Source organism: Streptomyces polyrhachis (assembly GCF_042663125.1).
Classification (GTDB): domain Bacteria; phylum Actinomycetota; class Actinomycetes; order Streptomycetales; family Streptomycetaceae; genus Streptomyces; species Streptomyces polyrhachii.
Genome location: NZ_JBHSZO010000034.1, coordinates 54,312 through 66,069 on the forward strand (window position 1 = coordinate 54,312; position 11,758 = coordinate 66,069).

Sequence of the window (11,758 nt, forward strand, 5' to 3'; positions counted from 1 at the left end):
GGATGTACGACCCCGGCTGCCGCATCCGCGGGAGTCCCGTACGAGCGGGGCCCCGTACGCACGAAAACGGCGCCGCCCCGAGGGGCGGCGCCGTCAACGGCGTTCAGGCAGCGCGCGGTTGGGCGCGCCTGCCGGTGCTCAGTGCTGGCCGGCGGCGCTGCGGCGACGCATCACCAGGTACGCGCCCGCGCCCACCAGCGCCAGACCCGCGGCGGAGGTGATGCCGACGGTGGCACCGGTCTCGGCGAGGTCGCTGCCACCGTCACCGCCGTTCGGGGCCGGGGCGTTGGAGCCGGAGGCGGTGGGCTCGACGGACTCACCCGGCTTGGGGGAGTCGGACGGGGTGGCGGAGCCGCTCGGCTCGGGGGACTCGGTGGAGTCCTCGCAGTCGGTCCAGAAGACCTTGTGCTTGGCCGCGCCGTTCTCGCCCTCGAAGTTCCAGAAGAGCTTGTAGTGGCCGTCCGCCAGGTTCAGGTCCTCGGTGCGACCGTGGCCCTCGTCGTCCAGCGTGATGGCGCCGCTGGCCACCTCGGTCTTGTTGTCGCCGGTCGGCTTCCAGGCGACGATGCGCCATTCGGCCTTCTGCGTGCTGTCGAACTTGAAGGCGTCGAGGTAGAACGTGCACACGTGCGGCTCGTTCTTCATCAGCTCTTCGCCGGTGGTGGCGTCGTGGATCTTGACGGTGCCGTTGTCACCGGGAGCGTCGGCAAGGGCGGCGGGGGCGGCGAACAGCAGGGATGCCGCAGCAGCCGCTGTCACCGCACACGTGGAAGCAAGGGTGCGCATGGGCATACCAACTTCGGTAGTGGCAGATGTGTTGAGGGGGCGCCTCAGCTTCCTGTGGCCGGGAGATGACGGTCAAGGCCCATGCGCACCTGTTGTCCTTTTATATGACTAGCGTCCCTAAACTCCTCTGTCACAGTTCCGTGACAGATCCCCGTCCCGAGGGTTCAAGCACCGACACGTCGACCCGACTCAGGAGTTGTACGAGTTCTGCGCCCGCTCCAACCCCTCCACCACCAGCGTCTCCACCGCGTCCGCCGCCCGGTCCACGAAGTAGTCCAACTCCTTGCGCTCGCCGCCGGAGAAGTCCTTCAGCACGAAGTCCGCCACCTCCATGCGCCCCGGCGGCCGGCCGATCCCGAACCGCACCCGCGGGTACTCCCGGCCCACCGACTTCGACAGCGACTTCAGCCCGTTGTGCCCGTTGTCCCCGCCCCCGCACTTGAGCCGCAGCGCCCCGTACTCCAGATCGAGCTCGTCGTGCACCGCGACCACCTGCTCCAGCGGCACCTTGTAGAAGGCCGCCAGCGCCGCCACCGGCCCCCCGGAGAGGTTCATGTACGACAGCGGCTTGGCCAGCACCACCCGCCGGCTGGAGACCCCCGGCAGCCCCAACCGCCCCTCCAGGGTCACCGCCTGCGCCTTGGGCGCCCGCTTGAAGGAACCGCCCATCCGCCGCGCCAGCAGATCCACCACCATGAAACCCACGTTGTGGCGGTTGCCCGCGTAGTCCGGACCCGGATTCCCCAACCCCGCGATCAACCAGGGCGCGTCACTCGTCATCTCTCAAGTCTCCCGGAAGTCAGCCGACACACGCACGAGCCGCCCCGGACCGCCGACGAAGCGGCGGCCGAGGCGGCCCGTACGGAAGAACCCGACAGCGCGGCCGGACCCTACTCGGCGGCAGCGGTCTCGGCGGCGTCCGTGGCGGCCTCGGCGGCCGGCTCCTCGGCCTGCGCGGCGACGACCTGCAGCACCACGGTGTCACCGTCGACGGCCAGCGCGGTGCCCTTCGGCAGCGTGATGTCCTTGGCGAGGACGGCCGCGCCGGACTCCAGGCCCTCGATGGAGACCGTGACACCCTCGGGGATGTGCGTCGCCTCGGCCTCGACGGGCAGCGAGTTCAGCACGTGCTCCAGCAGACCGGCGCCCGGCGCCAGCTCGCCCTCGGTGAGCACCGGGATGTCCACGGAGACCTTCTCGCCGCGCTTGACGACCAGCAGGTCCACGTGCTCCAGGAAGCCCTTCAGCGGGTCGCGCTGGATGGCCTTGGGGATGACCAGCTCGGACTTGCCGTCGATGTCGAGGCTGATCAGGACGTTCGGGGTACGGACGGCGAGCAGCAGCTCGTGGCCCGGCAGGTTGACGTGGCGCGGGTCCTGCCCGTGCCCGTAGACGACACCCGGAACCTTGTGCTCGCGGCGCGCGCGGCGGGCCGCACCCTTGCCGAACTCGGTGCGGGTCTCAGCGGCGATCTTGACCTCGGCCATGGTCGCTCCTCGTGATAGTCGTGAACTGTGGGGCGTTACCCGGCCCACGAAAGACCTGCTACGAAGAGCGCGTCGATAACGGACCGCCGCACCGGATGCGGTGCGGCCTCCCTCGCCGAGCAACCCGGGCAGTCTACCCGCCACCGCGCCCCCCACAAAAACGATCACCCGCGACCGGTGGTCGCGGGTGATCGCAGCCCCGGGAAACCCCCGGAGGGAAGACTCAGACCTTCCGGTTGTCCTCCTCGAACAGGCTCGTCACCGAACCGTCCTCGAAGACCTCGCGCACCGCACGCGCGATCGTCGGCGCCATCGACAGCACCGTCACCTTGTCCAGATCCAGCTCGTCCGGCGTCGGCAGCGTGTCCGTCAGCACGAACTCACTCACCCGGGAGTTCTTCAGGCGGTCCGCGGCCGGACCCGACAGCACACCGTGCGTCGCCGTCACGATGACCTCCTCCGCGCCGTTGGCGTACAGGGCGTCCGCCGCCGCGCAGATCGTGCCACCCGTGTCGATCATGTCGTCGACCAGCACACACACCCGACCGCGCACGTCACCGACCACCTCGTGCACCGTCACCTGGTTCGCCACGTTCGGGTCGCGGCGCTTGTGCACGATCGCCAGCGGCGCGTCCAGGCGGTCGCACCAGCGGTCCGCCACCCGCACCCGACCCGCGTCGGGGGAGACGATCGTCAGCTTGTCGCGGTCCACCCGGGAGCCCACGTAGTCCGCCAGCACCGGCAGCGCGAAGAGATGGTCCACCGGGCCGTCGAAGAAGCCCTGGATCTGGTCCGTGTGCAGGTCCACCGTCAGGATCCGGTCCGCACCCGCCGTCCGCAGCAGGTCCGCGATCAGCCGCGCCGAGATCGGCTCGCGGCCCTTGTGCTTCTTGTCCTGGCGCGCATAGCCGTAGAACGGCACGATCACCGTGATCGAACGGGCGCTGGCCCGCTTGAGCGCGTCGATCATGATCAACTGCTCCATGATCCACTTGTTGATCGGAGCCGTGTGGCTCTGGATCAAAAAGCAGTCCGCACCACGCGCCGACTCCTCGAAGCGGACATAGATCTCACCATTGGCGAAGTCGAGCGCCTTCGTCGGGACGAGACCCACTCCCAGCTCCTTGGCGACCTCCTCAGCCAGCTTGGGATGGGCGCGGCCGGAGAAGAGCATCATCTTCTTCTCGCCCGTCGTCTTGAACCCGGTCACAACGAGATCCCCTCAGGTACGGCGAACGCCATCCGGTCGACCGCCGATTGGTGTGTCCTTCACACGGTACGCCCAGCTCGGCACCCGTGTTTCCCCATCGATACCGGATCACGCACCCTGCCCCGGCTCCACACCCCCGCCGCCACCCGCGTCCGACACGCCCTGCGCCGCCTGCGCCGCCGCGCTCCTAGGCCGCTTGCGCGCCACCCAGCCCTCGATATTGCGCTGCTGGCCACGCGCCACCGCCAGCGCACCCGCCGGCACATCCTTCGTGATCACCGAACCCGCCGCCGTATAAGCGCCGTCCCCCACCGTGACAGGCGCCACAAACATGTTGTCCGAACCCGTCCGGCAGTGACTCCCGATCGTCGTGTGGTGCTTCGCCACCCCGTCGTAGTTCACGAACACCGACGCGGCGCCCACGTTCGTGTGGTCACCGATCGTCGCGTCACCCACGTACGACAGATGCGGAACCTTCGTCCCCTCACCCACCTGCGCGTTCTTCGTCTCCACATACGTGCCGATCTTCGCCCCCGCACCCAGCACCGTCCCCGGCCGCAGATACGCGTACGGACCCACACTCGCCCCCGCACCCACCTCGGCGCCCACGCACACCGCGTTGACCACCCGCGCCTCCGCACCCACCGACGTATCCGTCAGCGTGCACCCCGGACCCACCTGCGCCCCCGCACCCAAACGAGTGACCCCGTGCAGCTGCGTCCCCGGGTGCACCACCGAGTCCGGCTCGAACACCACCGACACGTCCACCCACGTCGAGGACGGGTCCACGATCGTCGCCCCCGCGAGCATCGCCTCCTCCAGCAGCCGCGCGTTCAGCAGCGCACGCGCCTGCGCCAGCTGCACCCGGTTGTTGATCCCCAGGATCTCCCGGTGGTCACCCGCCACCGACGCCCCCACCCGGTGGCCGGCCGCCCGCAGGATCCCCAGCACGTCCGTGAGGTACTCCTCACCCTGGCTGTTGTCCGTACGCACCTGGCCCAGCGCCTGCGCCAGCAGCTTCCCGTCGAACGCGAACACACCCGAGTTGATCTCCCGGATCGCCCGCACGTCCTCCGAGGCGTCCTTGTGCTCCACGATCGCCGTCACCGCACCGTCGCCCCCGCGCACGATCCGCCCGTAACCCGCCGCGTCCGGCACCTCGGCCGTCAGCACCGTCACCGCGTTGCCGTCCGCCGCGTGCGTGTGCGCCAGCGCGCGCAACGTCGCCCCCGTCAGCAGCGGAGTGTCACCGCACACCACCACGACCGTGCCGTCCACCGCGCCGCCCAGCTCCGCCAGGCCCATCCGCACCGCGTGCCCGGTCCCGTTCTGCTCCGCCTGCACCGCGGTACGCACCTCCGGCGCCACGTCCGCCAGATGCGCGACGACCTGCTCGCGCCCATGGCCCACCACGACGACCAGGCTCTCCGGCTCCAGCTCCCCCGCGGCGGCCACCACATGCCCCACGAGGCTGCGCCCGCAGACCGGGTGCAGCACCTTCGGCGTCCGGGACTTCATGCGGGTCCCCTCGCCCGCGGCAAGGACGACAACGGCTGCAGGACGATTCACGCTCACGGCAAGGGGCCTTCCGGCGGTGGGGCGGGGACGCCTTGCAGGATACCGAGGGGGTGGCGGCGCGCCGCGCCGGTTGATGCGTCGATCGATCAAACTCGGTCAGAAAGTGGGCTCCCCCGCAAGGATTCGAACCTTGACCTGCCAAGACCAAAACTTGGTGTGCTGCCTGGTTACACCACGGGGGACGGCGCCTTAGACCTTACCGGAGTCGATGTCGTTGGTGGGCATCGCACCAGCAAGGAGACCCTGCCACCAGCCTTCGATGCAGCGGTACAGCTCCGCGCTCTGTTGAACGTAGATGGAGAGGCATCCGTGATAGCCCTCGTCGATGTTCTTGCGGACGGTCTTCGGATTGTGCCGCTTGAGGGAGGTCTTGTAGAAGGCGGACGGCAGCGCCTGGGTGACTTCCGCCCAGTAGTGCTGTGCTCCTTCAACGTCGGCACTCTCGTGGATCTGCACAGCGAAGCGCAGCCGGTCGGGTGCCACGTCCAACAGCCGTAGCCATGCCAGATAGAGCGCGATCATGTCCGGATCGCTGTTGACGAAGATGACGCGCTCATTGGGTCGGTACGGCTTGCTCTTGGCACCCTCGGCCCAGTAGAGGCCGATTCCTACGAGAAACAGTTCGCGATCGGTCAGCTCGCCGACTTCCTTTCTAGCCTCCTCCTTCGTCCGCTGGCGCTGCTTGTCTCGGATCTTGAGCTCGTGGTCCCATCGTGCGCGGCGGGCGAGTGCGGCTTGCTCGACCTTCGTCCGCCGGGGCTCCGGTTTGGGCAGGTCTCGCACCCACAGGGAGATCGAACTCTTCGAGCATCCCAGCTCCAGCTGGATCTCGTCGTAGGACATCCCCTGCAGGCGCAACTCCCGGGCCTTCGCGCGGAGGTCGTCTTTCGCGTTGGGACGTTTCGTCCACTCCGGTGGGGGCTCGCCCTCCACGAGCCTGCGCACGAGGTTGTTGTTGTGGACCTTCAGCCGGTCTCGGATCTGTCGGAGGCTGAGGCCCTCGCGCCGTAGCGCGACCGCCTGTTCGCGGAGTTCTTCGAAGGTCGCGGTGCCCTGGAGGATTCCTCCGAGGCCGTCGCCGTCGCGGCGTCGTGGTTCGGTCATGGCATAGATCGTTGTCCGGAATGCGGACGTCCGCCGAGGAAGTCGGGCGGATCATCAGTTTGGGTGATACGGGTTGGTTTCGGTTCCGTTCGGACGCTGGATATGGGGATGGCGTTTCTCCGAACCGGGTCTGTGAGCTGGGGAGTTGACATGCGGAAGGGCCCGGCGCCCCCTCGTGTGGAGGGGGGCCGGGCCCGGGTGGTGTGGATACCGGGGTCAGTCCGTGGCGATGGCGTTCAGGATGTTCATCCTGCCTGCGCGCCAGGCCGGGACCAGGGCGGCCAGGAGGCCGACCAGGGCGGAGCCGGCGAAGACGGTGCCGATCGTGGTCCAGGGGATGTCCAGGACCTTCAGGCCCTCCAGTGCCAGGAGCTGCTGGGCCGAGGTGCCCCAGGCCATGCCCAGGCCCAGGCCCAGGATCGCGCCGAAGAGGGCGATGACGACGGACTCCAGGCGGATCATGCGGCGCAGCTGGCGGCGTGACATTCCGATGGCGCGGACGAGGCCGATCTCGCGGGTGCGTTCGACGACGGAGAGCGCCAGGGTGTTCACGACGCCCAGGACGGCGACGATGATCGCGAGGGCGAGGAGGCCGTTGATCAGGCTGAGGAGGCTGCCGACCTGGTCCTTGAGGGCCTGCTTGTAGTCGGTCTGGTCGCGGACCTGGTACTGGGGGTAGGGCTTGAGGTCCTTCTTCAGCCGGGCGTAGGCGGCGGCTTCCTGTCCTTCCTTCGCGGTGCCGAACATCAGCTCGTTGCGGGGCATGTCCTTCGCCGCGACGTACGTCGAGACGGTGCTGATCGCGACGTACTTGGCGCCCCGGTCGATGGTCATGTCGGAGGAGGTGATGGCGGCCAGGGTGAGGGTGGCGGTGGCGCCGTCGGCGAAGTCGGCCTTGATCCTGTCGCCGAGTTTCAGGCCGTAGGCGGTGGCGGTGTCCTCGTCGACGGACATGGCGTCGGGGGCGTAGGCGTCCTTGAGTTCGCCGGCGACGACGGGGACGCGCAGGTCCTCGGTGTAGCTGGGGGTGGCGGCGGCGAAGGCGGTGTCCTTCTCGGTCTTGCCGTTGGGGTAGGTGAGGGTGGCGTCGATCTCCTTGTACTCGGTGACGTGTGCGAGGCCGGGGGTGTTCTTCATGGCTTCGGCGGCCTCGGGGAGGATCGCCTGTCCGGCGTCGGACAGGACGATGAAGTCGGCGCCGACGGACTTGTCGAGTTCGCTGGTGGCGGAGGCGACCATGGAGGAGCCGACGACGGTCATGGAGGCGACGAGGGCGAGGCCGACCATGAGGGCGGAGGCGGTGGCGCCGGTGCGGCGGGGGTTGCGCAGGGCGTTGCGTTCGGCCATGCGTCCGACGGGGCCGAAGACGCGCAGGACGCCGGCGCTGAGGGCCCGTACGACGAAGCGGGCGAGCAGCGGGCCGATGATGATCATCGAGATGAGGGTGAGGACGACGCCGCCGGCGAGGGGTTTGACGCCGTCGGAGGCGGTGTCGGTCCGGGTGGCGAGGTAGAGCAGGGTGGCGCCGGCGGCGGTGAGGACGAGGCCGACGGCGGCGCGGACGCGGCCGGCGCTGCCTTCCTTGGGGGTGCCGGCCTCGCGCAGGGCGGCCATGGGGGAGACCTTCCCGGCGCGGCGGGCGGGTACGTACGCGGCGAGGATCGTGACGAGGGTGCCCAGGACGAGGCCGGCGACGGGGGTTGTCCACGCGACGGTGAGGTCGGTGGTGTCGAGGTGCATGCCGGTGGAGCCCATGAGCTTCATGAGTCCGACGGCGAGTGCGACGCCGGCGCCGACGCCGAGTGCGGAGCCGGTGATGCCCAGGAGGAGTGCTTCGGTGAGGACGGAGCGGTTGATCTGCTTGCGGCTGGCGCCCAGGGCGCGCTGGAGGCCGATCTCGCGGATGCGCTGGCCGACGAGCATGGAGAAGGTGTTGAAGATGAGGAAGATGCCGACGAGGAAGGCGATGGCGGCGAAGCCGAGCATCGCGTACTTCATGACGTTGAGGAAGCCGCTGACGTCGTCCTTGTTCTCGGCGGTGGACTCGGCCTTGGTCTGGATCTTGTAGCCGGTGCCGAGTGCGGTGGCGACGTTCTTCTTCACGGTCTCGTTGCTGAGGCCGGGGGCGGCGGTGGCCATGATCTGGCTGTAGACGCCGGTTGTGCCGAAGAGCCTGGTCTGGGCGGTGGGGGTGTCGACGTAGAGGAGGAGGGCGCCGGGGTTGGTGGTCTGGAAGGTGGTGATGCCGACGATGGTGGTGGTGAAGGAGCCGGGGGGTGCGATGACGCGGACGGTGTCGCCGAGGCGGACCTTGTGCTTCTTGGCGGTGTCGGCGTCGAGCATGGACTCGGTGGGGCCGCGGGGGGCGTGCCCTGAGGTGATCTTCGAGGACTTGTGCTCGCCGGTGTCCCAGTTGGTGACGATAGTGGGGGCGCCGGAGGTGGGGCCGAGGTTGTTGTCGTCGCTGTCGGCGACGGTGGCCTGGATGGTGGTGACGTCGCCGGTGACGGCTTGGACGCCCTGGGCGGAGGCGACGCGCTTGAGGTCGGCGGCGGGGAGGGTGGGGGCGTCCTTCTCGGCGCTCTGCTGGTCCTGGCCGCTGGTCTGGTCGCCGGGGCTGACGGTGACGTCGGCGGCGGTGGTGGCGAAGAGGCGGTCGAAGGTGGTGTTCATGGTGTCGGAGAACACCAGGGTGCCGCAGACGAAGGCGACGGACAGCACGACGGCGATGGCGGAGAGCGCCATGCGGCCCTTGTGGGCGAGGACGTTGCGCAGGGAGGTCTTGAGGATGCTCATGGTCAGGCCACCTGGCCCGTCGCGCCGTGCGGGGCGGTGAAGTTGCGCATGCGGTCGAGGACCTGGTCGGCGGTGGGGTTGCGCATCTCGTCGACGATGCGGCCGTCGGCGAGGTAGAGGACGCGGTCGGCGTAGGAGGCGGCGACGGGGTCGTGGGTGACCATGACGATCGTCTGCGCGAGGTCGTCGACGGAGCGGCGCAGGAAGCCGAGGATCTCGGCGCCGGCGCGGGAGTCGAGGTTGCCGGTGGGCTCGTCGCCGAAGATGATCTCGGGTCGGGCGGCGAGGGCGCGGGCCACGGCGACGCGCTGCTGCTGGCCGCCGGAGAGCTGGCTGGGGCGGTGCTTGAGGCGGTCGGCGAGGCCGACGGTGGTCACGACGCGCTGGAGCCATTCGCGGTCGGGCCTGCGGCCCGCGATGTCCATGGGGAGGGTGATGTTCTCCAGGGCGCTGAGGGTGGGCAGCAGGTTGAACGCCTGGAAGATGAACCCGATGCGGTCGCGGCGCAGTTGGGTGAGTTTCCTGTCCTTAAGTCCGGTGATCTCGGTCTCGTCGACCCAGATGCGGCCCTCGGTGACGGTGTCGAGGCCGGCGAGGCAGTGCATGAGTGTCGACTTGCCGGAGCCGGAGGGGCCCATGATGGCGGTGAACTGCCCGCGGGCGATGTCCACGTCGACGTTGTCGAGTGCGAGTACGCGTGTTTCCCCCGTGCCGTACGCCTTGGTCACCTGCCGTGCGCGTGCGGCGACGGCCGTGCGGGTCTCTTTCGCTACAGCCGTGGTCACTGGTGTTCTCCCTTGTGTGGTGGGTGCGGTGGGTGCTCCGCCGGTGGATGCCGTGCGGTGCGAGCGTGTTTCGAGTCTGTCGGTGCGGGGCGCCGGTTTCGCTGGTGCCCGGCGGTGTATCGGTGGTGGGGCTGCCCCCACCCCGGGGGCTGCTGCGTACCCCCGGCGGCCTGTCTGATCAGGCTAGGTGCGGGTGTTGGGGCGCCTCGTCGGTCGTGGGGACGAGCGGTCCCGTGGGTGGGCGGGGGGCGGTCCCCTAGGGGTCGGGGCCCGTCAGTGGAAAGATGGCCCGTACAACGACCTGGGAGGCCAGATGGGCAGCGGTGCGGCGGAGACGGTCGGACGCGCCCCCGGCAAGGGGGAGGACGCGGCGGCGCCACCCGTGCGGCGGGGGTGGGTGGTGGCGGCGCTGATGCTGTCGATGTCGCTGGCCGCGCTGGAGGGGACGATCGTGGCCACGGCCGTTCCGCAGATCGTGGGCGAGCTGGGGGGTTTCTCGGTCTTCTCGTGGATCTTCTCCGGCTATCTGCTGGCGGTGACGGTGACACTGCCCGTCTACGGGCGGCTGGCGGACACCTTCGGCCGTCGGCCCGTACTGCTGGCGGGGATCGCGCTGTTCCTGCTGGGCGGCGCGGCGTGTGCGGGGGCGTGGAGCATGGGGGCGCTGATCGCGTTCCGGATCGTGCAGGGGCTGGGGGGCGGGGCGATCCAGGGCACGGTGCAGACGATCGCGGCGGATCTGTACCCGCTGAAGGAGCGCCCGCGGATCACGGCGGCGCTGGCTTCGGTGTGGGCGGCGTCGGCGGTGCTGGGGCCGGGCATCGGGGGAGTGCTGGCGGGGGCGGACTGGCGGCTGGTCTTCCTGGTGGGGCTGCCGCCGGGGGTGGTGGCGATGGGGCTGCTGGCGCGCTATCTGCGCGAGCCCTCGGCGGCGGTACGGGGCCGCGAGCGCGCGGCGGTGGACTGGCGCGGGGCGCTGGGGGTGTTCGCGGCGGGCGGCCTGCTGATCACCGCGCTGGTGCAGGGCGGCGTGGCGTGGGCGTGGCTGTCCTGGCCGTCGGCGCTGCTCTTCGGCGGGTTCGCGGCAGCCGTGGCGGCGGTGGTGGCGGTGGAGCGGCGGGCGGTGGCGCCGGTCATCCCGGGGTGGGTGTGGCGGCGGCGGACGATCGCCTCGGTGAACGTGTCGCTGGGGGCGCTCGGGGTGCTGATGGTCGCGCCGACGGTGTTCCTGCCGACGTACGCGCAGACGGTGCTGGGGCTGAGTCCGGTGGCGGCGGGGTTCGTGATGTCGGTGATGACGCTGAGCTGGCCGCTGTCGGCGTCGCTGAGCAGCCGGCTGTACGAGCGGGTGGGCTTCCGCCAGTCGGCGATGATCGGGATCGCCCTGGCGGCGGTGGTCCTGGCGGCGTTCCCGCTGCTGCCGTACCCGGGGTCGGCGTGGCAGCCGGCGCTGTTGATGCTGCTGCTGGGCGGGGCGCTGGGGATCTACCAGCTGCCGCTGCTGGTGGGGGTGCAGTCGACGGTGTCGTGGGAGGAGCGGGGAACGGCGACGGGGTCGGTGCTCTTCTGCCGGCAACTGGGCCAGAGCGTGGGCGCGGCGCTCTTCGGCGCCCTGGCCAACGCGGCACTCCACGCCGGGGGTGTGGGGGTCGCGGGGCTGGACGGGGTGGTGTCGTCGGCGCCGTCGGAGACGGTACGGCGGGCGGTGGCCACGGCGACGGACTGGGTGTTCACGGGGGCTGCGGTGGCGGCGGTGGTGGCGTTCGTGGCGCTGCTGTGGGCGCCGAGGCGCTTCGCGGTGCTGGAGCGTTGAGGTTTTCGCGGGGAGCGGGGCGGGGAAGCGCGGGGTGTCCGGGACTCGGCTGGTATCGACTTCGCGGAGAGCGGAGAGCGGCGTCTGAAGCTCGGCTGATGCTCGCCCGCGCATGGTTTGCGTCGCTGGGGCGGGGCCTCTCCACGACAACTCCGAAAAGCCATAGGGATTGACTTGCCATCGGTCGATTTGCTGCTCT

The 11,758-nt window shown here is 69.9% G+C and carries 9 protein-coding genes and 1 tRNA gene; 1 reads left to right on the plus strand and 9 read right to left on the minus strand.

The window, feature by feature from the left end:
• Nucleotides 1-138: 138 nt before the first annotated feature.
• The 9 genes from ACFQLX_RS20175 to ACFQLX_RS20215 form a co-directional block, all read right to left on the minus strand.
• Nucleotides 139-786: an LPXTG cell wall anchor domain-containing protein gene (locus ACFQLX_RS20175; protein WP_386417141.1), complete on the minus strand. Its 648-nt coding sequence runs from the start codon at nucleotides 784-786 to the stop codon at nucleotides 139-141.
• Between the two features lie 189 nt (nucleotides 787-975).
• The gene (pth, locus tag ACFQLX_RS20180) at nucleotides 976-1,566 is read right to left on the minus strand and encodes an aminoacyl-tRNA hydrolase (RefSeq protein WP_386417142.1); all 591 of its coding nucleotides are present in this window, start codon (nucleotides 1,564-1,566) and stop codon (nucleotides 976-978) included.
• Between the two features lie 110 nt (nucleotides 1,567-1,676).
• Entirely contained in the window at nucleotides 1,677-2,273 is a 597-nt protein-coding gene (locus tag ACFQLX_RS20185) for a 50S ribosomal protein L25/general stress protein Ctc (protein WP_386417144.1), read from the minus strand.
• A gap of 223 nt (nucleotides 2,274-2,496) precedes the next feature.
• Nucleotides 2,497-3,483 carry a ribose-phosphate diphosphokinase gene (locus ACFQLX_RS20190; protein ID WP_386417146.1) on the minus strand — a complete coding sequence of 329 codons (987 nt, stop codon included), beginning with the start codon at nucleotides 3,481-3,483 and terminating at the stop codon, nucleotides 2,497-2,499.
• A gap of 108 nt (nucleotides 3,484-3,591) precedes the next feature.
• Nucleotides 3,592-5,058 (minus strand): bifunctional UDP-N-acetylglucosamine diphosphorylase/glucosamine-1-phosphate N-acetyltransferase GlmU, encoded by a 1,467-nt coding sequence (gene glmU / locus ACFQLX_RS20195; RefSeq protein WP_386417147.1) that lies wholly within the window; start codon nucleotides 5,056-5,058, stop codon nucleotides 3,592-3,594.
• A 111-nt stretch (nucleotides 5,059-5,169) separates the two neighbouring features.
• A tRNA-Gln gene (locus tag ACFQLX_RS20200) sits at nucleotides 5,170-5,243 on the minus strand.
• Nucleotides 5,244-5,250: 7 nt separating this feature from the next.
• On the minus strand, nucleotides 5,251-6,165 hold the full coding sequence (locus ACFQLX_RS20205; protein ID WP_386417149.1) for a hypothetical protein: 915 nt from the start codon (nucleotides 6,163-6,165) through the stop codon (nucleotides 5,251-5,253).
• A 216-nt stretch (nucleotides 6,166-6,381) separates the two neighbouring features.
• Nucleotides 6,382-8,961 carry an ABC transporter permease gene (locus tag ACFQLX_RS20210; protein ID WP_386417151.1) on the minus strand — a complete coding sequence of 860 codons (2,580 nt, stop codon included), beginning with the start codon at nucleotides 8,959-8,961 and terminating at the stop codon, nucleotides 6,382-6,384.
• Between the two features lie 2 nt (nucleotides 8,962-8,963).
• Entirely contained in the window at nucleotides 8,964-9,746 is a 783-nt protein-coding gene (locus tag ACFQLX_RS20215) for an ABC transporter ATP-binding protein (protein ID WP_386417152.1), read from the minus strand.
• A 313-nt stretch (nucleotides 9,747-10,059) separates the two neighbouring features.
• Here ACFQLX_RS20215 and ACFQLX_RS20220 point away from each other — a divergent pair, with 313 nt between their 5' ends.
• Complete coding sequence (locus tag ACFQLX_RS20220; RefSeq protein ID WP_386417154.1) at nucleotides 10,060-11,559, plus strand: MFS transporter; 1,500 nt, start codon at nucleotides 10,060-10,062, stop codon at nucleotides 11,557-11,559.
• Nucleotides 11,560-11,758: the final 199 nt, after the last annotated feature.